The organism is Corynebacterium sp., from assembly GCF_030532325.1.
Taxonomy (GTDB): Bacteria; Actinomycetota; Actinomycetes; order Mycobacteriales; family Mycobacteriaceae; genus Corynebacterium.
On the sequence record NZ_JAUNLS010000002.1, the window covers coordinates 71,342 to 93,663 of the forward strand.

Consider the following 22,322-nt stretch of genomic DNA (forward strand, 5'->3'; position numbering starts at 1 on the left):
AGATTTTCTGCCTAAATCGAGCTTTCCCGTTTTCAATAGAAGTTAGATAGCGTCCGGGAGGTCCGTGAGGTCCTTGAGGTGCCGTCGCGCTGGATATCGGCAAAGTTCGGCGTAGGCAAGGCTCGGCATGGGCAGGATCCGGGCTTAGGGTCTCCCAGCTTCAAAATCCTGCTCAACAACTGCCGATTCAGAGGCGGAAATTGAAGCTGGGAGACATAAAGGACGGGAAACGGCGCTAGATGAACACGTACTGAAAACGGGAAAGCTCGATTTAGCGCGTGAAAGCGTCTATGTCTTCGCTGCTTCTTGGCCTAGAGCCCGGGGAGGTGCGCGTAAAGCAACAGCCCTTCCCCGCACCGAGAATCCTCGGCAGTGGGGAAGGGCTGTTGTTCTGTTGTGGCGTCTGAAAGGCTGGCGCCTACTTGCCCTTGCGCTGCTGGGCGCGGCGCATGCGGCGGTTCATGCCCGCCATGTTCTGCGCCTGGCGCGGCAGCGGGCCCTTGGGCAGACCCGGGGTGGTACCCGGCAGGTCATCCATGGCCTCAATGCGGCGGATGTTGGCGTAGGTCTGCTCCTTGTTGTAGTTGCGCGGCAGCTTCATGATCTTGCTGCGCAGCTTGGCCACGGGCACCTCGTCCTCACCGCTGCCGACGTAGATCTCGTAGACGGGCACGCCGCCGGCCAGCTTGTCCACGCGCTTCTTCAGAGTGTTCATCGTCGGCTGCAGGCGCTTGCGGTCACCCTCAGCAACGAAGACCACGCCGGAGTTGCCGATGACGCGGTGGACCAGATCCTGGTGGCGGGTCGCAGCCACGCCAGTCTTGACCTTCCACACCACACCAACGGTGTTGCGCAGCTGCTGCTCCAGAGCCCAACCAGCCACGCCGGGCTGATCCTCGACCTTCTTGTACATGTCGCGCTCAAGGCGGCGGGTAAAGAGGAACATGGCCAGCATCGCGCCCAGACCTAGGCCGATGATGAGCATGAACCACTGGCCGTTGAAGAGCAGTCCGATAAGGAAGAACAGCAGGCCCAGGCCCAGGAAGGCGGCCAGCATGATGGGGATCAGCGCCTTGTCCTGCTTGCGCTGCATGTTAAACGCCTGCCACATCTGGCTGCGGGTTTGCTTGCGGCGCTCACGCTTCGCGGCGCGCTCTTGCTTCTTCGCAGCCTTGAGAGCTGCCTTATCGTCTTGTGCCATGATTCCTACTTTAAAGGTCAAGAGGGAGAAATGTTAAAAACGGCCCCAGCCGAAGCGGGGCCGTCACAGAGTTAAATCCGGAGTAACGAGCAAATGCTCGCAGAGGCTCTGGAGCAACTAGCGGATGGTCGAGGCAGCGGTCTCAGGGCGCTGCGGGGTCTTGACCATGCGGGTGGTCACCGGGGTCTCCTCGGAGGGGCCGTACTTCTCCAGCAAGGTGGAGGCCTCCTGGGCGGTAGCGCCCTGGGAAGTCTCAGCCAGGTGCTTGAGGTTATCCGGCAGCTCCAGTCCGCGGGCCTCCATGGCCTGCACATAGAGGCGGCCTGCGCGGTAAGAAGAGCGCACCAGCGGGCCGGACATGACGCCGCCGAAGCCCAGCTCCTTGGCCAACTGGGAGTGCTCCACGAACTCCTCCGGGCGCACCCAGCGCTCAATCGGGTGGAAGCGCGGGCCCGGGCGCAGGTACTGGGTAATGGTGATGATGTCGCAGCCGGCGGAGCGCAGATCGCGCAGGGCCTCCTCGATTTCCTCCTTGCTCTCGCCCATGCCCAGGATGAGGTTGGACTTGGTGATCAAGCCAAAGTCATGAGCCTGGCGGATGACGTCGAGGGAGCGCTCGTAGCGGAAGGCCGGGCGGATGCGGCGGAAGATGCGCGGCACAGTCTCCAGGTTGTGGGCAAAGACCTCCGGGCGGGCCTCGAAGACTTCCTGGAGCAGGTCCGGCTTGCCGGAGAAGTCCGGGGTGAGATTCTCCACGCCGGTGTTCGGGTTGAGCTCGTGGATCTTGCGCACCACCTCGGCGTAGAGCCAGGCGCCCTCGTCCGGGAGGTCGTCGCGGGTCACGCCGGTGATGGTGGTGTAGTTGAGGTCCATCTCCTGGATGTTCTCCGCCACGCGGCGCGGCTCGTCGCGGTCCAGCTCGCTGGGCTTGCCAGTGGCAATATCGCAGAAGTCGCAGCGGCGGGTGCACTTGTCACCGCCGATGAGGAAGGTGGCCTCGCGGGACTCCCAGCACTCGTGGATGTTCGGGCAGCCGGCCTCCTGGCACACGGTGTGCAGGGAGGCGCCGGAGACGCGGGACTTCATGTCCTCGTAGCCCGGGCCGGTGCGCACCTGGTTGCGAATCCAGCGCGGCTTTTGCTCGATGGGGGACTCCGCATTCTTCTTCTCAATGCGCAGCATCTTGCGTCCTTCAGGCTTTACAGTCACAGGATCTCACTTTACGTGTTGAGGGGGGTTTGCTTACTCAAGGCTCTTCTTTATTCAATTCTTTCTACCCGTGGAAGTATTCCATCGGGTGTGGCTTATGAACCCGCCTGCTGGGCGCGGCGCGCCTGACGTGCCTTTTCGTTAGCCAGCTTGATGGGATCGGGGGCAGAGGCGAAGGTGTGATCTGCCACGACGAGCTCGCCGGAGAGGGCGCGCAGGAGGGCGTCGATAAGCGGGGCTTCGGCGTCCTCGATGGTGACCTCGCGGCCGAGCTCGAGGGAGAGGGTGGACACGTCGGCGTCGTCGATGCCGCAGGCAATGATGTGCTCGTAGTACTCCAGCGTGTTGTTGCAGTTGAGCGCTAGGCCGTGCATGGTCACCCCGCGGGTGATGCGAATACCCAGCGCGCCGAGCTTGCGGTCGCGCTTCGGGGCGGCGGGATCGGCGGCCGGGGTGGTGTGCGGCACCCACACGCCCGAGCGCCCGTCGATGCGCCCGGCGGTGGTCACGCCCATCTCGCGCACGGCCTGGATGATGGCCTCTTCGAGGCGGCGGACGTAATCTACAACATCCACCGGCTCCGCCAGCTTGATGATGGGGTAGAGCACCAGCTGGCCCTCGCCGTGCCAGGTGATGCGCCCACCACGGTCCACGGTGATGACGGGCAGGCCGTTATCCGGCATGTCCTCCGGCTGGGTGCGCTTGCCCGCGGTGTAGATGTTGGGGTGCTCCACCACCAGGATGATGTCCCCGCGCTCGCCCGCGGCGCGCTCGGCGGCAATCTCCGCCTGCAGGTCCCAGGCCTCCTGGTAGTCCATGCGGCCTAAATGGCGAATCTCCACGGGCTCGGAGCTGTCACGGATGGAGCGATCGGCGGGAAAGAATGGTTCGCGTGGAGCAGTCATGCCTGCCAAGTCTAGCCCCCGCAAGCGCGGAGATCAGAAAGGGGAGCACGTACCAGCTTTCGCTAGCACTGCTCCCCAGCATGAGGCAGGTGGTGCCTTAGACGCCGTTGGCTGCGGCGTACTCCTCGGCGCTCATGAGCTTGTCGGTCTCGGTGGCCTCGACCTCGAAGAGCCAGCCTTCACCGAAAGGATCGTTGTTGATGACGGCGTAGTCATCGTGCACGGCCTCATTGACCGCGGTGACGGTGCCGGTGACCGGGGAGTAGAGGTCGGAGACGGACTTGGTGGACTCCACCTCGCCACAGGTCTCGCCGGCGGTGACGGTGTCACCCACGGCGGGCAGCTCGGCGAAGACAACCTCACCCAGGCGGTCAGCAGCCACGGAGGTAATGCCTACGCGGACGGTGGAGCCGACGGCGGCGTCAGCGGAGGAGTTAATCCACTCGTGGTCCTCGGAGTAGGAAAAGTCAGAAGGAAGGGTAGCCATGACGGAGTCCTTTCAGTAGTTGCTTGTGAAAAAGTGTAGCGGTTACTTCTCGCGCTTGTAGAAGGGCAGAGAAGAAACCTCGAAGGGGTAGCGCTTGCCGCGGATGTCCACCTCGACGGAGTCGCCAGGCTGCAGGTTCGCGCTGGTATCGATGAGCGCCAGGGCCACCGGGTGCCCCAGGGTGGGGGAGGGCTGGCCGGAGGTCACGGTGCCGACCTTCTGCTCGCCCACGAAGACCTCGGAGCCGGAGCGGGCGGCGCGGCGCTGCTCGGAGGTCAGGCCGGTGATGACCACCTTGGGGCCGCGCTCGGCGTGCGCGCGCATCTCCTCTGCGCCCACGAAGTCCTGCTCCTTCTTGGCAAAGGCGCGGGTCATGCCGGCTTCCACCGGGGTGATCTCGCGGCTGAGCTCGTTGCCGTAGAGCGGCATGCCTGCCTCCAGGCGCAGGGAGTCGCGGGCGGCCAGGCCGCAGGGGATGAGCCCCTCGCCGGAGCCGGCCTCGAGCAGTGCGTTCCACAGCGCGGAGGCGTCAGCGTTGGCGACGATGACCTCGAAGCCGTCCTCGCCGGTGTAGCCGGTGCGGCACACCAGCGCATCCAGACCGGAGACCTGGGCCTTCATCGCCGCGTAGTAAGGCAGCTTGTCGACGTCACCCTGCTTGGCCTCCTCCACCAAGGGTACGAGGATCTCAGCTGCCTTGGGGCCTTGGATGGCCACCAGAGCGAGCTCGCGGGAGGCGTTGTGCAGCTCGACCTCGAAGCCCGCGGCGCGCTCGTTGAGTGCCTCCCACACGATGTCGGCGTTGCCAGCGTTGGGAACTACGAGGAACTTCTCCTCCTCCACGCGGTAGGTGATGAGGTCATCGATGATGCCTCCGTCCTCGGCGCAGATCATGGAGTACTTGGCCTTGCCCTCCTTGAGGGTGGTGAGGTTGGAGATGAAGGCGTAGGTCAAGAACTCTGCGGCCTGCGGGCCGCTGACCCAGATCTCGCCCATGTGGGAGAGATCGAAGAGGCCGGCGGCGCCGCGCACAGCGCGGTGCTCTTCAAGCTCGTTGCCGTACTTCAGCGGCATGTTCCACGGGCCGAAGGCGGTAAAGGATGCGCCGAGCTTCTCGTGCTCTGCGTGCAGCGGTGAGTTGAGCAGTTCAGTCATGGATTAATCCTCCTGGGTCAGGTCGAAGGCCTCCGGCGGTGGGCAGGAGCACACGAGGTTGCGGTCGCCGTAGGCCTCGTCGATGCGGCGCACCGGCGGGAAGTACTTGTTCTGGCGCAGGGAATCCACCGGGTAGGCGGCCTGCGCGCGGCTGAAGGAGTACTCCCACTCGTCGGTGGCCACGGACTGGGCGGTGAAGGGGGCGTTGTGGATGACGGAGTCCTCGTAGGCGATGGTGCCGTCGATGATCTCCTGGATTTCCGCGCGAATGGCGCGCATGGCCTCGACGAAGCGATCGAGCTCGGCCAGATCCTCGGACTCGGTGGGCTCCACCATGAGGGTGCCGGCCACCGGGAAGGAAAGGGTGGGGGCGTGGAAGCCGTAGTCCACGAGGCGCTTGGCCACATCGGCTGCGGTGACACCGGAGGCGTCGGTCAGCTCGCGCAGGTCGAAGATGCACTCGTGGGCCACTAGGCCCTCGTTGCCGGTATAGAGCACCGGGAAGGAATCCTTGAGGGAGGCCGCCAGGTAATTCGCACCCAGAATGGCGTGGCTGGTGGCGGAGCTGACGCCCTCGCTACCCACCATGGCCAAGTAGGCCCAGGAGATCGGCAGCACACCGGCGGAGCCGTACTTGGTGGCGGTGGAGGGAACGCCGGTGCCGATGGCGGCCGGCTGGGAGGGATCGCGCTGGGGATCGTTGGCGTCGGTAGGCAGGAAAGGCACGAGGTGCTTGGCCACGCCCACCGGGCCCACGCCCGGGCCACCGCCGCCGTGCGGGATGGTGAAGGTCTTGTGCAGGTTGAGGTGGGAGACGTCGCCGCCGAAGTCACCCGGGCGCGCCCAGCCGGTCAGCGCGTTCATGTTGGCGCCGTCGATGTAGACCTGCCCGCCGGCGGCGTGGACCTTGTCACACACGTCGCGCACCTCGGGGTCGAAAACGCCGTGGGTGGAGGGGTAAGTGATCATGATGCCGGCGATGTGCTCGCCGTGCTGCTCGATCTTGGCGTCCAAATCAGCCAGGTCGATGGAGCCGTCATCGGCGGTGGCCACAACCACCACGCGCAGGTTAGCCAGCGTGGCCGAGGCCGCGTTGGTGCCGTGCGCGGAGGCCGGGATGAGGACGACGTCACGGCCGTGATCCCCGTTGGCCACGTGGTAGCGGCGGATGGCCAGCAGGCCGGCCAGCTCGCCCTGGGAGCCGGCGTTAGGCTGAATGGAGACCTTGGCGTAGCCGGTCAGCTCCGCCAGCCAGGCCTCCAGCTCCTCGATGAGCTCGCGCCAGCCGGCGGTGGTCTCCTCCGGGGCGTAGGGATGGATGCCCGCGAACTCCGGCCAGGAGATGGGCTCCATGGCGGCCGTGGGGTTGAGCTTCATGGTGCACGAGCCCAGTGGGATCATCGTGCGGTCCAGGGCCAGATCCTTATCCGCCAGAGTACGCAGGTAGCGCATCATCTGGGTCTCGGAGTGGATGCTGTTAAAGATCGGGTGCTCCAGCGGGGCCTCGGCGCGGGCCAGGGCCTCCGGGAAAGACTCGGTAGCAGCGGCCTCGGGCTCGAGCGCGGATTCCGGAGCTTCGGCGCCGAAGGCGACGGCGAGCACGGCGACATCCTCCAGCGAGGCGGACTCGCCGAAGGAGACGGAGACCTTATCGCTGCCAATGGCGCGGACCAGGTAGCCCTTCTCCTGCAGCGCGGACTTAATGGCAGCGGCGTCAACGCCGGTGGCGGTGACGGTGTCGAAGAACTCCTCGGCCGCCAGGGCCACGCCGGCCTTCTGCAGCGCGGCGGCGAAGGTGGCTGCCAGGGCGTGGACGCGCTGGGCAATCTCCTTCAGACCCTGCGGGCCGTGGTAGACGGCGTACATGGAGGCCACGTTGGCCAGCAGCGCCTGCGCAGTGCAGATGTTGGAGGTCGCGCGCTCGCGGCGGATGTGCTGCTCGCGGGTCTGCAGGGCCAGGCGGTAGGCCGGGCGGCCCTCGGCGTCCTTGGACACGCCCACCAGGCGGCCTGGCATCTGGCGCTTGAGCTTGTCAGTCACGGCCATGTAGGCAGCGTGCGGGCCGCCGAAGAAGAGCGGCACGCCGAAGCGCTGGGAGGAGCCGATGACGATGTCCGCGCCAAAGGTACCCGGTGCCTCCAGCATGAGCAGGGAGAGCGGGTCGGTGTTCACGGTGACCAGGCCGCCGCGGGTGTGCAGCTCCTCGATGACCTGGCGGGGATCGAAGATATCGCCCTCGGTGCCGGTGTAGGCGATGACCGCGCCCACCAGGTCCTCGCCCACGATGCCCTCGCGGATGTCGAGGATCTCCACCTCCAGCTCCACGGCGCGGGCGCGCTCGGCGGCCACGGCGAGCACCTGCGGGTGCAGGCGGGAATCCAGGATGACGCGGCGGCCCTTGCGCACGGCGCGGGCCATAAGCCCCACGGCCTCGGCGGTGGCGGAGGCTTCATCGAGCAGCGAGGCGTTAGCGATGGGCAGTCCGCTCAGGGACTGGATCATGGTCTGGAAGTTGAGCAGCGCTTCCAGACGGCCCTGCGAAATCTCCGGCTGGTAGGGGGTGTAGGCGGTGTACCATCCGGCGTCCTCCAACAAGCCGCGGCGGATGACCGCCGGGGTCAGGGTATCGGAGAAGCCTTGCCCGTAAAAGGACTTCAGCAGCACGTTCTTGGAGGCGTAGGCCCGCAGGGTGGCTTGCGCTTCGTCTTCGCTCAACGCGTCCGGCAGCTTCGGCGCGGACGTTGCGCGGATGGAGGTGGGGAGGGCGGCGTCGACAAGAGCGTCAACGCTGCTGTATCCCACGGTGTTCAGCATCGTCGCCTGCTCGGAAGAATCCGGGCCCAAATGGCGAGAGATGAAATCCATATGTCCAATCTCCTTTGTGGGTCTACATCGTTAGATACCCGAAATGGGGTATAACCGCCCCCAAGTATAAAGGGTGTTTCATGCGGTTATCTGCGGTTACCCCTGCCTGCGGTGAACAGCCACAATGCGGTGAGTCCGGCCACGAGGATGCCAACGATGAATGTGGATGAATAGCCCACCGCAGGGCCCAAAAAAGACAGGATGAAGGGCGCGAAGAACCCCAGATAGGTCAGTGAATAGAACACCCCCGTTGCCGCTCCCACTTCCGCGGGATCGCACAGCGCCTGGGTGCGCGCCAGCCCGTCGAGCATGCCCATGCCATAGGAGGCGCCCATGACGACGGCGGCCAGTGGGAGCAGCCACACCGTCCACGGGTGCTCGTGGTTGGCGACGATAAAGAGGCACAGGCCCATGCCCGCGGTGGCGAAGACCATGGCGTGGGTGGTGGTCACCCGCACCCGCCCGGCGAGCTGCTGCACGCCCACGCCCGTGCCCATGGTGAGCATGGCGGTCAGGCCCGCGGCGAGGATGGGGCGCTCAAGATGCTCCGAGAGGAAACTCGGCAGGAAGGCAAAGGCGGTGGTGGCGGAGCCGAAGACCCACGGCGCGGCCACGGCAACCGGCAGGAAGTGCGGGGTGAGCAGGCTGCGTGGGAAGAAGGAACCGGGGCGCCCGGCTGCGGGGCCTGCCTTGGCGGTCCACACCAGTGGGATGATGCCCAGCGCGAGCAGGATGTGGGCGAGGTAGGGCACCAGGGTAGGGGCGAGGACAAACTGCGCGAGGATACCGGAGACTGCCGGGGAGAGGGCGAAGCCCGCCGAGAGCGCGATGGAGGAGCGCCGCGCGCCGGCGTGGATGTGGGTGCTCAGCTCCTTGATCCACGCCGCACCGGAGGACATGCTCAGGCCCACGGCGATGCCAATGAGCAAGCGGCCGAGCAGCAGCGGCAGGAAGAAGCCACGCCAGCCGGCAAGCAGCACCACCGAGCCGGTGATGGTGGCCAGCATGGCCGGGCGCATGATGGCGCGGCGCCCCAAGGAATCGGAGAGCGGCCCGCCGAGGAACAGTGCCACCATGATTCCCACGGCGTAGATGCCGAAGAGGAACGTGGTGTGCAGGACGGTCAGCGGGGTGTGCAGCTGGTAGGTGACGACCATCGGCGCGAATAGGTTGGCGCCGAAGGCGACGAGAAACATTCCCAAGGCGACGCGCAGCCACTCTTTTTTCAGCATGCGTGACAGTCTAACCCGTATTGTTGTACGCGTCACATAAAGGGTGTGGGTGTGTCCTTTGGGCGGGCCGGAGGTGGATGCGCCGCCCACACGAAAGCCCCCGCCCACCGAGCTGACCGTAAGCGGTCAGAACTCAGTGCGGGCGGGGGCTTAAGGGAACCGTGTGCCTAAGAAACCTTAGAGGGCAAGATCCTCTTCAAAGTTGGCGGTCTCCAGACGGTCCTTGATGGTGGTGATGAAGCGGCCAGCGTCAGCACCGTCGACGACCTGGTGGTCGTAGGTGAACGGCAGGTAGCACATCTGGCGGATGGCGATGGCGTCCTGGCCGTTCTCGTTGACCACGACCGCGCGCTTGGTGATAGCGGCGGTGCCCAGGATGCCGGCCTGCGGCGGAACCAGGATCGGGGTGTCGAGCAGTGCGCCCTCAGAGCCGATGTTGGTCACGGTGAAGGTGGCACCGGTGAGGTCGTTCGGCTTGAGCTTGTTGTTGCGGGCCTTGTCAGCCAGCTCGGCGATCTGCTGGGCGATCTCCGGCAGGGTGAGCTCCTGTGCCTTGTGGATGACCGGGGTCAGCAGGCCCTTCGGGGTATCAACGGCGATGGCGACGTTGACATCCGCGTGGTAGGTCATCTCCTTGGTCTCCGGGTTGTAGGAGGCGTTGACGTTCGGGTGGGAAACCAGCGCCTCAACGGTGGCCTTCACGATGAACGGCAGGAAGGAGAGGTTGGCGCCGTACTTGTCGATGAACGCCTGCTTGGCCTGCTTGCGCATATCCCAGATGGCGGTCATATCGACTTCCTGCACGTGGGTGAGCTGTGCGGAGATCTGCAGGGCCTCGACCATCTTGGACGCGGTGATCTCGCGGATGCGGTTGACCTTCTGGGTGGTGCCGATGAGCTCAGCCTTGGACGGATCCACGGACTTGGTGGACCAGCGGGCGCGCGGGTCGGAGGAACCGGAGGTAGCTGCCGGTGCCTCGCCCTCGCCAGCAGCAGCGAGCACGTCCTGCTTGCGGATGCGGCCGCCGACGCCGGTACCGGTCACGGTGCTCAGATCCACGCCGTGCTTCTCAGCCAGCTTGCGCACCAGCGGGGTGACGTACGGGATGTCGTCGCCGTTGTTGACCTTGGTGGAAGGCTCGGTGGTCTTCGGAGCCTCAGCGGCTGCCGGTGCCTCCTTCTTCGGCTCTTCCTTCTTCTCGGCCTTGGGCTCTTCCTTCTTTTCTTCTGCCTTTTCTGTCTTCTCTGCGGCCTTGTCGTCCTGCTTGGCGGCCGGGGCGGAGCCGTCGCCGATGCGGGCGATGACGGCGCCGACGTCGACGGTGTCGTCCTCGTCAGCGACGATTTCTACGATGGTGCCGGCGACCGGGGAGGGGATTTCGGTGTCGACCTTGTCGGTGGAGACCTCGAGCAGCGGCTCGTCGACCTCGACGGTGTCACCCACGGACTTCAGCCACTGGGTGATGGTGCCCTCGGTGACGGACTCGCCGAGCTCGGGCATGACGACGTCGGTGGCCTCGCCGGAGGAAGCCGGTGCGGGCTCTTCCTTCTTTTCTTCTGCCTTTGGCTCTGCCTTTTCTGTCTTCTCTGCGGCCTTGTCGTCCTGCTTGGCGGCCGGGGCGGAGCCGTCGCCGATGCGGGCGATGACGGCGCCGACGTCGACGGTGTCGTCCTCGTCAGCGACGATTTCTACGATGGTGCCGGCGACCGGGGAGGGGATTTCGGTGTCGACCTTGTCGGTGGAGACCTCGAGCAGCGGCTCGTCGACCTCGACGGTGTCACCCACGGACTTCAGCCACTGGGTGATGGTGCCCTCGGTGACGGACTCGCCGAGCTCGGGCATGACGACGTCGGTGGCCTCGCCGGAGGAAGCCGGTGCGGACTCTTCCTTCTCCTCGGACTTCGACTCAGACTCCTCAGCCTTGTCCTCCTCCTCAGCCGGTGCCTCATCGGCGGAACCGGAGTCAGCGGACTCGCCCTCGTCACCGATAATGGCGATCACAGCGCCGACGTCGACGGTGTCATCCTCCTCAGCCTTGATTTCGAGGATGGTGCCGGCAACGGGGGAGGGGATTTCGGTATCGACCTTGTCTGTGGAGACCTCGAGCAGCGGCTCGTCGACCTCGACAGTGTCACCGACACCCTTCAGCCACTGGGTAATCGTGCCTTCGGTTACGGATTCGCCCAGTTCGGGCATCACAACGGAGTGTGCCATAAGTAATAAGACTCCTCGAAAGTCGGAATTGTTCAAACGCTGGTGTCCAATCCTACCGCGAAGCGCCTCAAGGCGTGCATGAGTGGGGTTGATAAGCCCACCCGCCCCACCGGGTAGGGTGGTGTTTTATGTTCAACCCTTTCCGCCGCAACCGTTCCGCATCGCAGCTGCGTCCCCCGCGGGCACCAGGTGAGACCATCCGCGCTGAGGACGCCCGCGAGCTGGCGGACTGGGCCCGCGGCCGGGCCTACATCGAGGCCTTCGTGGAGCCGGAGACGGTGGTCAACGAGATGTCGGTGGTAGTCGTCGATGAAAACGGCGCCTTCATCCGCCGCCGCATCGGAGGGCCGAAGGGCATTGATGCCGTGGCCAAGCTTCTGCGCTGCGACGTCTATGACGTCGAGGAGACTGGCTATCCGCAGCGCATGCGCGAGCGTATCGAGCGTGAACGCATCCTGCGCAAGCGCGAGGAGCAACGCGAGCGCCGCCGACGCTTCGAAGAGCGCCAGCGCGGCGGCGAAGGCAGCGGCAGCTAGATAATCTCCGCCCCAGCCGCCGCGAGGGACTCCAAGGCGGCCTCGCCCCGGGTGTCGTCGACAGGCGAGCAGTACTCGCGCAGCACGCGCACACGCAAGCCCTCTTTGAGGGCGTCGCGCGCGGTGGCCAGCACGCAGTGATCGGTGGCGATGCCCACGATGTCCACCGCCTCGTGCCCATGTTCCCGCAGCCACTGCGCCAGCGGGATGCCCTCGGCCTCGCCCTCGAAGCCGGAGTAGGCCGCGGTGTAGGCGCCCTTGCGGAAGAAGGCGGCGATGGGGGCCTGGGCAAGCGCCGGGTGCATGGCCGCGCCTTCGGTCTCGGCGACGCAGTGCACCGGCCAGGTATCCACAAAGTCGGGGTTCTCCGAGAAGTGTCCCTCGGGCTCAATGTGCCAATCCTGGGTGGCAATCACGGTGTCGTAGTCGGGGACGAGGCCAGCGATCTTCTCCGCGACCTCGTCGCCGCGGGCAGTGGCCAGCGCCCCGCCCGGGCAGAAATCATTTTGGACATCGACAATAATCAGCGTGGGCTTCATGAGGCAGAAGTCTATACCCTTGGAGGGCATGCAGACTCCGATTCCGTATTACCTAGGCAGAATTCTCGACTCCGTGCGCGATAACCGGGACGGGCAGGTGGCTGACTACATCCCGGAGCTAGCGGACGCCAACCCCGAGACCCTCGGCGTGGCGCTGTGCTCGGTGACCGGGCACCTGTACTGTGCCGGCGATGCCGAGACGCGGTTTAGCATCCAGTCCATCTCCAAGCCCTTCGTCTACGCGCTGGCCCTGCAGGAGCTGGGCCGGGAGGCCGTCAACGAGGTGGTGGGAATGGAGCCCAGCGGCCAAGCCTTCAACGAACTCTCACTGGGCAAGGACAACCGGCCGGTCAACCCAATGATCAACGCTGGGGCTATTGCCGTCAATCAGATCATCAACGGCGTGGATTCCACGGTGGAGGACCGCGTGGAGCGCATCCGCAGCTTCATGTCCCAGCTGGCAGGCCGCGAGCTGCTGATCGACGACTCCGTGTGCGACTCCGAGCTAGAAAACAGCGAGCGCAACCTCTCCATCGCCCACATGCTGCGCAGCTACGGAGTCATCCAAGACGAGGCTCACGACGCCGTGCTCTCCTACATCAAGCAGTGCTCGCTGTCCGTCGACGTGCGCGATCTGGCCATCATGTCCGCCACGCTGGCCAACGGTGGGCGCCAGCCGGTGACAGGGGAGAAAGTGCTCGACGCCGACGTGTGCCGCCTGACCCTGGCGGGCATGAGCTCCTGCGGCATGTACGACGGCGCCGGCAAGTGGATGGCGGAGGTGGGTATCCCCGCGAAGTCCGGGGTTTCCGGCGGCCTGCTGGGCACCCTGCCGGGGCAGCTGGGCGTAGCCACCTTCTCCCCGCGGCTCAACGAGCAAGGCAACAGCGTGCGCGGGGTGGAGGCCTTCGAGCTCTTCTCCGAGGACATGGGCCTGCACCTGATGTCCACGGAGAAGCGCTTCGGCGTGTACCCGGTGCGCACGGTGGATGAGGACGAGGAGATCGCCATCATCCGCCTGCAGGGTCACATTAACTTCACCGCCGCCGAGGCCGTGCTCTACGAGCTGACGCAACGCCAGTTCTCCGGAAAGAAGCTCGCGCTGGACTTCTCCTTGGTCACCGGTCTACACAAGATGGGGCGCAAAATGCTCAAAGAAAGCCTCCGCCGCTTGCGCGACGAAGGCAATGAGGTGGCGCTGTTCGATGAGAAGGGAATCGTCACCGACCGCGCGATGTCCGACGGCACCATGGTGCCGCTGGCGGACCGGGAAGACTACGTCATCACCGATCCGCAGGAGTAGGAACGTGGCTACTTAGGCCTCAGCGATCTCCTGGAGGGCGGCGACCACCGTGCGCACCGGAACGCCGGTGGCGCGCTTGGAGGTGTAGCCGCGGGGAGCGCCGCCGTTCCAGGACGGGCCGGCGACGTCGATGTGAGCCCACTCGATGCCCTCGCCCACGAACTTCTGCAGGTAGGTGCCGGCGAACTCCATGCCGCCCTCGCGCTTGGCGTTGATGTTGCGGATGTCGGCGGCCTGGGACTTGACCTCCTCATCGTGCTCCTCGAGCAGCGGCATGGCCCAGGCGTTCTCGCCCACCTCGCGGCCGATCTCAGCGATGCGGTCACGCAGCTCGTCGGAGCCCATGACGCCCGCGGTGCGCGCGCCCAGGGCGACGATCTGCGCGCCGGTGAGGGTGGCGGTCTCCAGCAGGAAGTCGGGCTTGTCCTCGCTGGCGCGCGCGATGGCGTCGGCAAGCACGAGGCGTCCCTCGGCGTCGGTGTTGAGCACCTCGCTGGTCAGGCCGCCGTAGTGGGTGATGACATCGCCCGGGCGGGTGGCGGCGCCATCCGGCATGTTCTCCGCCAGCGGCAGGGTGGCCACCACCTTGACCGGCAGCTCCAGCTTGGCGGCCGCGATGATGGCCGCGGCCATGGCGGCGGAGCCACCCATGTCAGAAATCATGTCCCACATGCCGTTGCCCGGCTTGAGGGAGATGCCGCCGGTATCGAAGGTGATGCCCTTGCCCACCAGGGCCACGGACTTCGTGGCCTTCTTCGGCGCCCAGGTCAGGCGCACCAGGCGCGGCGGGCGCTGGGAGCCCTTGCCCACGGCCAGGATGCCGCCGAAGCCCTGGGCAGCCAGCTCCTTCTCATCGAGGATCTCCACCTTGAGGCCGGCCTCCTTGGCCTGCGCGGAGAGGAACTCGGCGTAGCTTGCCGGGTAGAGCTCGTTGGAGGGAACGTTGACCAGATCGCGGGCCAGCACCACGGACTCCGCGGTGATGCGGGCGGCCTCGAACTCCTGGGCGGCGGACTTGCCGGCGACGAAGACGAAGGAGGCCGGGGCCTCGGACTTGGCCGCCTCGGAGGAGCGGATGCCGCGGTAGGTGTAGCCGCCCAGGATGACGCCCTCGACGGCGGCGCTCATGCCGAAGTCACCCAGCGTGGTGGCCACGGTGCCCACGCCAGCCAGGGAGCGGGCCGCGCTGCCGGCAGCGCGGCGCAGGGCCTCGGAATCCAGCGACTCGGCCTCGCCCAGGCCCACGGCGATGACCAGGGAAGCCTTGGAGTCCTGAGGAGCCGGCACGCGGGTGATTTCGCCCGCGCGGCCGGTGGCGCCGACGGCGCTAAGTGCCTCGTAGGTGGCGCGCACCGCTGCGGAATCGAGCAGGTCGGTGCCGGGCAGCTCGAGGCCGTCCTCGCCGGCGAAAGCGGGGATGAGGATGGCGTCAGCCTTCTTCGGGGCCTTCTTGGATAGCTCAACGGACGGGACAGCGCCGCGGGCGGGCAGATCAAACGTGGAAGAAGCCACGAGTCCTCCTTGAAAATCACAGTCGATTAAGGTTCTACGCCAAATACTCTACCTGTAATTTGGATCTCGAATTTGGCTGCTAAGGCAAAAACCAAGGGGTAGCCTGTGGGCATGTTGAATTACACAGTTACCCGCACGTCCACCCCCACCTCCCCCGAGCGGCTGAAGGAGATCCTGGCCAACCCGGGCTTTGGCAAGCACTTTAGTGATCACATGGTGACCATCGAGTGGAGCGAGGACAAGGGCTGGCACGACGCCCAAGTTCGCCCCTACGAGCCCTTCTCCATGGACCCGGCCTCCAACGTCTTCCACTACGGCCAGGCCATCTTCGAGGGCATCAAGGCCTACCGTCAGCCCGACGGCAGCATCGCCACCTTCCGCCCGGAGGAGAACGCCCAGCGCCTCATCGCCTCCGCCGAGCGCATGGCCATGCCGGAGCTGCCGGAGGAGGAGTTCATCGAGTCCCTGCGCCAGCTTGTCGACGTCGACCGTGACTGGGTCCCCGCCGCCGGCGGCGAAGAGTCCCTCTACCTGCGCCCCTTTATGATCTCTACCGAGGTTTCCCTGGGCGTTCACCCCGCTAGCTCCTACCGTTACGTGGTCATCGCCAGCCCGGCCGGCGCCTACTTCACCGGCGGCGTCAAGCCGGTCTCCGTGTGGCTGTCCACGGACTACGTCCGCGCGGCTCCTGGTGGCACGGGCGCGGCCAAGTTCGCCGGCAACTACGCAGGCTCCCTGCTGGCTCAGGCCCAGGCTGCGGAGAAGGGCTGCGACCAAGTGGTGTGGCTGGACGCCATCGAGCGCCGCTACATCGAGGAGATGGGCGGCATGAACCTCGCCTTTATCTACGGCGAGGGCGAGGACCAGACCCTGGTGACCCCGAAGCTCTCCGGCTCACTGCTGCCGGGCATTACCCGCAAGTCCCTGCTCCAGGTGGCCGAGGACATGGGGCTCAAGACCGAAGAGCGCCGCATCACCTACCAGGAGTGGGCCGAGGATGTGGCCTCCGGCGCGATGACCGAGGCCTTTGCCTGCGGCACCGCGGCTGTCATCACCCCGGTGGGCCACGTCATGGGCAACGACACCGACTTTGTGGTGAACAACAACGAGCCTGGCGAGACCACCATGGCCCTGCGCGAGCGCCTCACCGGCATCCAGCGCGGCAGCGTGGAAGACACCCACGGCTGGCTGCACACGCTGGTGAAGTAGCGCCGAGAACTAGGGGGGGGAGTTAGGCCTTGGGGGAGGCGGAGGCCTCGTCGCCTTCGGGGCTTTGCCCTGCGCGGGTCTGGACGGCGAATTCCTCGCCGGCCAGCTCCACAGCGGTCTCGATGAGCGGCATGGCCATCAAAGCACCGAGGGATTGGCCGGCGCGCATATCCAGGCTGAGCAGCGGCTCGAGTTCCAGCTCCTTGAGCGCGAGCACGTGCGCGGGCTCCGTGGTCACGCTGGTGGCTAGCAGCCAGCCCTTCACGCCGGGGGCGATGCGCTCGGCGATGACCGCGGCGGTGGCGGTGAGGGGGCCGTCGACAAGCATCGGGGTGCGGCGCAGCGCAGCCTGGTAGATGAAGCCCACCAGGGCGGCCACGCTGGGGGAGCCAGCGGACTGGACAACCTCGAGGCCCTCCAGGTTGCGGGTGCGGAACATGGCATCGCGAATGACGGTGACCTTGGTCTTCCACATCTCATCGGTCACCCCGGAGCCCGGGCCCACGATGGCCACCGGCTCGGTAAAACTGAGGCGCCCGATGATGGTGGCGGCCACGGTGCTGCCGCCCACGCCCAGCTCGGTGGGGATGAGGAGATCCGCGCCGGCGTCGATCTCGCGGTCGGCGGCGGCCTGGCCCACGGCGAAGGCCTCCTCGAAAAGCTCCGTGCTCATGGCCTCCTCGACGTCAATGGGGGCCGAGGGCGGGCACTGCACCAGCTCGATGCCCACGCCCGCGCGGCGGGCGGCGGTGTGCAGAGGGCCGGCGCCGGAATGCAGCTCGGCGATTTGTTCCTCGTCGGACTCCGGGGCAAAGGCGGACAGGCCCACGCCCTCCACCTCGCGGCTGGCGATGCCATGACGGCCGGCAAAGATGACCAAGCGCGCGCGGTCAATCCGACCGGCGGGGGCCGTTCCCTGGCAGGCGCCGAGCCACGCGGCTACCGAGTTCAGGCGCCCAAAGGACGCGCCGCGCACCGAGGTGGCCAGCGCTGTGGCAATGGCGCTGCGGGCCTGGAAGTCAGGTTGCGGGACGGCAGTAATCTCTGGCATTGCGAGCTCTCCAAAAGCCGTGGAAACTAGACGTTGGCGCCGCGCTCAACCTGCGGGCGGGGAGTGCGCCACTTACGCGGCTGGCTGGCGCGCGAGTAGGCGTAGAAGCCCAAGCCGAAGCCGGCCTCGGTGGTGCCGGGGAACTTGATGCGCACCGCGTTGTTGCAGCGGCGGGCCAGCATGACGCCCTCGACGGCGAAGACCAGGATGACTGCCATCGACGCGATGGAGATGATGTTGGACAGGTTCGGGTTTGCGGTGCCGAAGAACATGAGGATCAGCAGCACGATGGCAAAGGGCATGACCCACTCGTTGAGGAAGCGGCGGGAATCCACCCAGTTGCGCACGTAGCGGCGCACCTCGCCGCGGTCGCGGGCGAGCAGGTAGCGCTCGTCGCCGGCGGCCATGCGCTCCTGCATGACCTTGTTGCGCTCGCGGGACTCCTCGCGCTCCTTGCGCTTGAATTCCTTCCACTCCTCCTTGGACATGGACTTCTTCAGCTCCTTGCGGTGCTGGTAGCGCTGGGCATCGGACATGCCGTTGGGATCGCGCTTGACGCCGCGGGCGATCTCCTGCGCATCGCGCTTGGGAGTGGGGCGACCCTTGGGCGGCGTGTACCCCTTGGGGTATTTCTTCTCAGGGGTGGAAGACTTCGGCGCGGGCGTGGGGGCCTGCTGCTCGGAGGGGTTCTGTTCATCTTTTTGCCACGGAAGTTTCACGCAGTTCAGACTACAAGGTGAGGGGCCTGAGGTGGGAATAGGCCCCGGGCTCAGCGCGTTGCACAGCACGTAGACCACGGGCCCTGAACCATCCTTGCCGCGTGTTGCCGCCTTTAATCTTGGCGGAGGGCGGGGTAGGGTAGTGCCCAGAATTTCCGTAGAAAATGTGAGGAGAAACCATGACCGCTCCGGCATCCGCAACCGGTGTCATCTTGACTGAGGCCGCTGCTGCGAAGGCAAAGGCCCTGCTTGATCAGGAAGGCCGCGATGACCTCTCCCTGCGCATCGCCGTTCAGCCCGGCGGCTGCGCTGGCCTGCGCTACCAGCTTTACTTCGATGACCGCACCCTTGATGGTGACAAGGTGGACACCATCGGCGGCGTGAACCTGGTGGTGGACAAGATGTCCGTGCCTTACCTCACCGGCGCCAAGATCGACTTCTCTGACACCATTGAGGCTCAGGGTTTCACCATCGATAACCCGAATGCCGGTGGCTCCTGCGCCTGTGGTGATTCCTTCAACTAAAACCCTGTAGCGCGCGCCTGGGCTCTGCGCGCTTGTGGTGATTGAAAGGGCAAGGCCTCCTTCCTCGCTGTGTGGGCGGGGAAGGAGGCCTTGTTTTAGTTGCGTATTTGCCTCCGACTGGCTGTCCGACCGGAGGCGCGTGGGGCCTAAAGCTTGACGGGGTAGTCGCGCTGCTCGATCTTGGGATCGATGCGGCCCTCCACGAAGATGCCGTGCCAGATCATGAAGGAGAGCACGGTCCACAGGCGGCGGGAGTGATCACTGATGCCGTCGCGGTGCTCCTTGAGCATCTCCAGGACTTCCTTCTTGTTGAAGATGTCCTCAGTGTGGGAGTCGTTGATCTGATCCTGCGCCCAGCCAAAGAGCTCGTCGCCAGCCAGCCAGTGGCGCATGGGCACCGGGAAGCCGAGCTTCTTGCGGTGCAGCACGTGCGGCGGAACGATCTGCTCCATGGCCTTGCGCAGGGCGTACTTGGTGGTGCCGTGGGCGATCTTGAGATCGTGCGGGATGGTCTCAGCCACCTTGAACACTTCCTTATCCAGGAAGGGCACGCGCAGCTCGAGGGAGTTGGCCATGTTCATCTTGTCGGCCTTGACCAGGATGTCACCGCGCATCCAGGTGAAGAGATCCAGGTGCTGCATGCGGGCCACGGGGTCGAAGCCCTCGGACTGTGCGTAGATGGGGGCGGTGACCTCACGGTGGTCCCACTCCCGCTTGGCCCACGGGATGACGCGCTGCATCTGCTCGAAGTTGAAGGAGCGGGCGTTGCCGTAGTAGCGCTCCTCCATGCTCATCGAGCCGCGGTTGAGCAGGGACTTGCCCTTCATGCCCTCCGGCAGGATGGTGGAAAGGCGGCCCAGCCCGCGGCGCAGGGGAGAGGGGATCTTCTCAAAGGGTGCTAGGGACAGCGGCTCCTTATAAATGGTGTAACCGCCGAAGAGCTCGTCGGCGCCCTCGCCGGAGAGCACCACCTTGACGTGCTTGCGAGCTTCTTGGGCCACGAAGTAGAGCGGTACCAGCGAGGGATCCGCCACCGGGTTGTCCAGGTACCACATGATCTTCGGCACGGCCTCGGCGTACTCCTCCGGCGAGACGATTTTGACGATGTGTTCCACGCCGATGGCTTCCGCGGACTCCGCGGCAACGTCGACCTCCGAGTAGCCCTCTCGCTCGAAGCCAGTGGTGAAGGTGAGCAGGTTGGGGTTGTGGCGCTTGGCCAAGGCCGCGATGGCGGTGGAGTCGATACCGCCGGAGAGGAAGGAACCCACGGTGACGTCGGCGCGCATGTGCTTCTCCACGGAATCCTCCAGGGCGCGGGCGATGCGGTCGAAGAGCTCCTGCTCCTGGCCAGCCGGCACCTGCTTGACGGGGAAGCGCGGGGAGAAGTAGCGCTTGTTCATCACGTCCTCGCCCGGGCGCAGCGTCACGGTAGAGCCGGATTCCACGCGGCGGATGTTGGCGTGCAGGGATTCCGGCTCCGGCACGTACTGGAGGTCGATGTAGTGCTCGATGGCGCGCTTATCAAGGCTGAGGTCTAGACCCAGTGGCTCCGCCATCTCCAGGATGCACTTCATCTCGGAGGCGAAGATGGTGCCGGACTCGGTGGTGGCGTAGTACAGCGGCTTGATGCCAAACTGGTCGCGGGCGGCAAACGTGGTCTTGGTTTCGGTGTCCCAGATGACAAATCCGAACATTCCGCGCAGGTGGTGCACCACATCCTCACCCCAATGGTGGTAGCCCACGACGATGGGTTCGCCGTCGCCCTCAGTATTAAAGGAATAGCCTGACTCCTGCAGTTCCTTGCGCAGTTCCACGTAGTTGTAGATCTCGCCGTTGAAGGTTAGGGCGTAGCGTTCGGGGTTGTCCTGCGGGCCCCAGCGTAGCGGCTGATGGGAGTGTTCCAAATCGATAATGGAAAGGCGGTTGAAGCCAAACGCGGCGTCCTCGTCATGCCACGTTCCGGCGGCATCCGGGCCGCGGTGACGCATGCACTGCAACGAGGCCTCGAGGGCCTCGATGTACTCGGCGGCGTTGTGGTTGGCGGTTAGTAGTCCGCAAAGTCCACACATGAGGTGTTTGCTCCTTGTGAAAGTTTAGGGTTCTTTAGGCTAAGGGCGGCCTCAGTCCTACTGCGTGACACTTTACGGGGAGCGGACCCGGATGATCGAACCCCGCGCCGTGGTTCTTGCACGCCATGCTTGACGACGCCCCTCTGGTCCGGCGCCTCACAGCCTCGCTCGCGCCGGTGGCGGGGCGGGGGAATGGCGAGCTGAAAATTCCCTGGATGAAGCCACCTGAAAGCTTCCCCGTAAGGGTGCGAACTTTCGGATGATGCCGAAGCCCTCGGCCTGTGAATTGGGTCATAGCAAAGTGGGGGTGGGGAAGAAGGAGGTTGTGACCTTATGCAGGTGGGCAGGTAACATCCCATGCGTTCAGTGCTTACTGGGTTGGGATTGGCCAATCAGGCACCTGCAAAAAGGTCTGAAATTCAAGGTCGATCCACTATCCTGATTGGGTGGGAATGCTCTGTGAGTATTCGAGAAGTTAGTGTGGACAGAAAGGCAGAACACACGTGGGACAGCGTAAGCAGCGCAACTTCGCCCGCAAGGCGGGCCTAGCTGGCGCAATCGCTCTTGGCGGCTTTGCCCTGGCGGGTTGTGACGTAGCAGCGCCGGAAGCCATGGAGAACCTCCTGGGCTTCGGTTGGCCGAAGGGTGTCACCCCTGAGGCGCACTCTATGTACAACTTCTGGATCTGGGTCTGGGTCGCCGCTTGGATTATCGGTTTTGTGATGTGGGGCCTGTTCCTCACCGCCATCTTCCGCTGGAGCGCGAAGAGGGCCAAGAAGGAAGGCAAGGGCGAGTTCCCGAAGCAGCTGCAATACAACGTGCCGCTGGAGATCGCTCTGACCATTATCCCGGTCATCATCATCATGGGCCTGTTCTTCTTCACTGTTCAGGCGCAGCAGAAGGTCACCGCGCTGGATAAGAACCCAGAGGTCACCGTTGACGTCACCGCATACCAGTGGAACTGGAAGTTCGGTTACGCCGAGAACAAGGTGAACGGCGAGAACTACGAGGGTGCTGACGAGGCCCGCCAGAAGCTGGCTGAGAAGTCCTCCAAGGATCCGGAGGGTGTGAAGAACCCGAACCCGATCCACGGTAAGTCCATGGGTGACATCTCCTACCTGAACTTCAACAAGATCGAGACCGTCGGTACCACCGAAGAGGTCCCGGTGCTGGTTCTCCCGGTGGACACCCCGATTGAGTTCCGTCTCGCCTCTGGCGACGTCTCCCACGCCTTCTGGGTTCCGGAGTTCCTGTTCAAGCGTGACGTCTACGCTCACCCGGAGGCCAACTCCCAGGAGCGCCGCTTCCAGATTGAGAAGATTGAGGAGAAGGGCGCCTTCGTCGGCCGCTGTGCTGAGATGTGCGGTACCTACCACTCCATGATGAACTTCGAGATCCGCGTTGTGGACCGCGATGCCTTCAACCAGTACCTCAAGTTCCGCGAGGAGAACCCGGAGGCAACCAACGCTGAGGCTCTGGCTGAGATTGGCGAGGAGCCCTACGCAGTGACCACCTCTCCGTTCAACTCTCAGCGTGACACCCGCGATGCCGACAACTTTGTCGACACGAAGAGTGCGGCATAAGAAGGGAAC

At 65.1% G+C, this 22,322-nt stretch carries 18 protein-coding genes; 5 read left to right on the forward strand and 13 right to left on the reverse strand.

Annotated features, from left to right (window positions below):
• Positions 1 to 418: 418 nt before the first annotated feature.
• From Q4E25_RS01695 to sucB, 8 genes are all read right to left on the reverse strand, one after another.
• Positions 419 to 1,201, reverse strand: coding sequence for a DUF4191 domain-containing protein (locus tag Q4E25_RS01695; RefSeq protein WP_303153339.1), 783 nt, complete (start codon positions 1,199 to 1,201; stop codon positions 419 to 421).
• A 117-nt stretch (positions 1,202 to 1,318) separates the two neighbouring features.
• Positions 1,319 to 2,383, reverse strand: a complete 1,065-nt coding sequence (gene lipA, locus Q4E25_RS01700) for a lipoyl synthase (RefSeq protein ID WP_303153603.1) — start codon at positions 2,381 to 2,383, stop codon at positions 1,319 to 1,321.
• Positions 2,384 to 2,505: 122 nt separating this feature from the next.
• Complete coding sequence (lipB, locus tag Q4E25_RS01705; RefSeq protein ID WP_303153342.1) at positions 2,506 to 3,315, reverse strand: lipoyl(octanoyl) transferase LipB; 810 nt, start codon at positions 3,313 to 3,315, stop codon at positions 2,506 to 2,508.
• 97 nt (positions 3,316 to 3,412) lie between these two features.
• Positions 3,413 to 3,802, reverse strand: a complete 390-nt coding sequence (gene gcvH / locus Q4E25_RS01710) for a glycine cleavage system protein GcvH (protein ID WP_303153343.1) — start codon at positions 3,800 to 3,802, stop codon at positions 3,413 to 3,415.
• A 42-nt stretch (positions 3,803 to 3,844) separates the two neighbouring features.
• Positions 3,845 to 4,957, reverse strand: a complete 1,113-nt coding sequence (gene gcvT / locus Q4E25_RS01715) for a glycine cleavage system aminomethyltransferase GcvT (RefSeq protein ID WP_303153346.1) — start codon at positions 4,955 to 4,957, stop codon at positions 3,845 to 3,847.
• A 3-nt stretch (positions 4,958 to 4,960) separates the two neighbouring features.
• Positions 4,961 to 7,822: an aminomethyl-transferring glycine dehydrogenase gene (gcvP, locus tag Q4E25_RS01720; RefSeq protein ID WP_303153349.1), complete on the reverse strand. Its 2,862-nt coding sequence runs from the start codon at positions 7,820 to 7,822 to the stop codon at positions 4,961 to 4,963.
• Positions 7,823 to 7,908: 86 nt separating this feature from the next.
• Positions 7,909 to 9,054: an MFS transporter gene (locus Q4E25_RS01725; protein WP_303153351.1), complete on the reverse strand. Its 1,146-nt coding sequence runs from the start codon at positions 9,052 to 9,054 to the stop codon at positions 7,909 to 7,911.
• A gap of 177 nt (positions 9,055 to 9,231) precedes the next feature.
• Positions 9,232 to 11,268 (reverse strand): 2-oxoglutarate dehydrogenase, E2 component, dihydrolipoamide succinyltransferase, encoded by a 2,037-nt coding sequence (gene sucB, locus Q4E25_RS01730; RefSeq protein WP_303153354.1) that lies wholly within the window; start codon positions 11,266 to 11,268, stop codon positions 9,232 to 9,234.
• Positions 11,269 to 11,396: 128 nt separating this feature from the next.
• On the opposite strand from sucB, the gene Q4E25_RS01735 reads away from it, so the two are divergent.
• On the forward strand, positions 11,397 to 11,804 hold the full coding sequence (locus tag Q4E25_RS01735; protein ID WP_303153355.1) for an oxidoreductase: 408 nt from the start codon (positions 11,397 to 11,399) through the stop codon (positions 11,802 to 11,804).
• On the opposite strand, the gene Q4E25_RS01740 is transcribed toward Q4E25_RS01735, so the two are convergent.
• Entirely contained in the window at positions 11,801 to 12,343 is a 543-nt protein-coding gene (locus Q4E25_RS01740; protein WP_303153356.1) for an isochorismatase family protein, read from the reverse strand. The two genes, Q4E25_RS01735 and Q4E25_RS01740, sit on opposite strands and share 4 nt — an antisense overlap.
• Positions 12,344 to 12,371: 28 nt before the next feature.
• On the opposite strand from Q4E25_RS01740, the gene Q4E25_RS01745 reads away from it, so the two are divergent.
• Positions 12,372 to 13,646: a glutaminase gene (locus Q4E25_RS01745; RefSeq protein WP_303153359.1), complete on the forward strand. Its 1,275-nt coding sequence runs from the start codon at positions 12,372 to 12,374 to the stop codon at positions 13,644 to 13,646.
• 12 nt (positions 13,647 to 13,658) lie between these two features.
• Here Q4E25_RS01745 and Q4E25_RS01750 read toward each other — a convergent pair whose 3' ends face one another.
• On the reverse strand, positions 13,659 to 15,158 hold the full coding sequence (locus Q4E25_RS01750; RefSeq protein ID WP_303153362.1) for a leucyl aminopeptidase: 1,500 nt from the start codon (positions 15,156 to 15,158) through the stop codon (positions 13,659 to 13,661).
• Between the two features lie 111 nt (positions 15,159 to 15,269).
• On the opposite strand from Q4E25_RS01750, the gene Q4E25_RS01755 reads away from it, so the two are divergent.
• Positions 15,270 to 16,367: a branched-chain amino acid aminotransferase gene (locus tag Q4E25_RS01755; RefSeq protein WP_303153364.1), complete on the forward strand. Its 1,098-nt coding sequence runs from the start codon at positions 15,270 to 15,272 to the stop codon at positions 16,365 to 16,367.
• A 22-nt stretch (positions 16,368 to 16,389) separates the two neighbouring features.
• Here Q4E25_RS01755 and Q4E25_RS01760 read toward each other — a convergent pair whose 3' ends face one another.
• Entirely contained in the window at positions 16,390 to 17,418 is a 1,029-nt protein-coding gene (locus Q4E25_RS01760; protein ID WP_303153367.1) for a nicotinate-nucleotide--dimethylbenzimidazole phosphoribosyltransferase, read from the reverse strand.
• Positions 17,419 to 17,444: 26 nt separating this feature from the next.
• Positions 17,445 to 18,137 carry a DUF3043 domain-containing protein gene (locus Q4E25_RS01765; protein ID WP_303153370.1) on the reverse strand — a complete coding sequence of 231 codons (693 nt, stop codon included), beginning with the start codon at positions 18,135 to 18,137 and terminating at the stop codon, positions 17,445 to 17,447.
• 179 nt (positions 18,138 to 18,316) lie between these two features.
• Here Q4E25_RS01765 and Q4E25_RS01770 point away from each other — a divergent pair, with 179 nt between their 5' ends.
• A complete protein-coding gene (locus tag Q4E25_RS01770; protein ID WP_303153372.1) occupies positions 18,317 to 18,661 on the forward strand; it encodes an iron-sulfur cluster assembly accessory protein in 345 nt (114 codons plus the stop codon).
• 146 nt (positions 18,662 to 18,807) lie between these two features.
• Here Q4E25_RS01770 and asnB read toward each other — a convergent pair whose 3' ends face one another.
• A complete protein-coding gene (gene asnB, locus Q4E25_RS01775) occupies positions 18,808 to 20,730 on the reverse strand; it encodes an asparagine synthase (glutamine-hydrolyzing) (protein ID WP_303153374.1) in 1,923 nt (640 codons plus the stop codon).
• 503 nt (positions 20,731 to 21,233) lie between these two features.
• Here asnB and Q4E25_RS01780 point away from each other — a divergent pair.
• A complete protein-coding gene (locus Q4E25_RS01780) occupies positions 21,234 to 22,313 on the forward strand; it encodes a cytochrome c oxidase subunit II (RefSeq protein ID WP_303153377.1) in 1,080 nt (359 codons plus the stop codon).
• Positions 22,314 to 22,322 lie beyond the last annotated feature (9 nt).

Coding starts and splice junctions, on each gene's coding strand:
- Q4E25_RS01695 (WP_303153339.1), bottom strand. CDS start 1,201: ATGGCACAAGACGATAAGGCAGCTCTCAAGGCTGCGAAGAAGCAAGAG.
- lipA (WP_303153603.1), bottom strand. CDS start 2,383: ATGCTGCGCATTGAGAAGAAGAATGCGGAGTCCCCCATCGAGCAAAAG.
- lipB (WP_303153342.1), bottom strand. CDS start 3,315: ATGACTGCTCCACGCGAACCATTCTTTCCCGCCGATCGCTCCATCCGT.
- gcvH (WP_303153343.1), bottom strand. CDS start 3,802: ATGGCTACCCTTCCTTCTGACTTTTCCTACTCCGAGGACCACGAGTGG.
- gcvT (WP_303153346.1), bottom strand. CDS start 4,957: ATGACTGAACTGCTCAACTCACCGCTGCACGCAGAGCACGAGAAGCTC.
- gcvP (WP_303153349.1), bottom strand. CDS start 7,822: ATGGATTTCATCTCTCGCCATTTGGGCCCGGATTCTTCCGAGCAGGCG.
- Q4E25_RS01725 (WP_303153351.1), bottom strand. CDS start 9,054: ATGCTGAAAAAAGAGTGGCTGCGCGTCGCCTTGGGAATGTTTCTCGTC.
- sucB (WP_303153354.1), bottom strand. CDS start 11,268: ATGGCACACTCCGTTGTGATGCCCGAACTGGGCGAATCCGTAACCGAA.
- Q4E25_RS01735 (WP_303153355.1), top strand. CDS start 11,397: ATGTTCAACCCTTTCCGCCGCAACCGTTCCGCATCGCAGCTGCGTCCC.
- Q4E25_RS01740 (WP_303153356.1), bottom strand. CDS start 12,343: ATGAAGCCCACGCTGATTATTGTCGATGTCCAAAATGATTTCTGCCCG.
- Q4E25_RS01745 (WP_303153359.1), top strand. CDS start 12,372: ATGCAGACTCCGATTCCGTATTACCTAGGCAGAATTCTCGACTCCGTG.
- Q4E25_RS01755 (WP_303153364.1), top strand. CDS start 15,270: ATGTTGAATTACACAGTTACCCGCACGTCCACCCCCACCTCCCCCGAG.
- Q4E25_RS01760 (WP_303153367.1), bottom strand. CDS start 17,418: ATGCCAGAGATTACTGCCGTCCCGCAACCTGACTTCCAGGCCCGCAGC.
- Q4E25_RS01770 (WP_303153372.1), top strand. CDS start 18,317: ATGACCGCTCCGGCATCCGCAACCGGTGTCATCTTGACTGAGGCCGCT.
- asnB (WP_303153374.1), bottom strand. CDS start 20,730: ATGTGTGGACTTTGCGGACTACTAACCGCCAACCACAACGCCGCCGAG.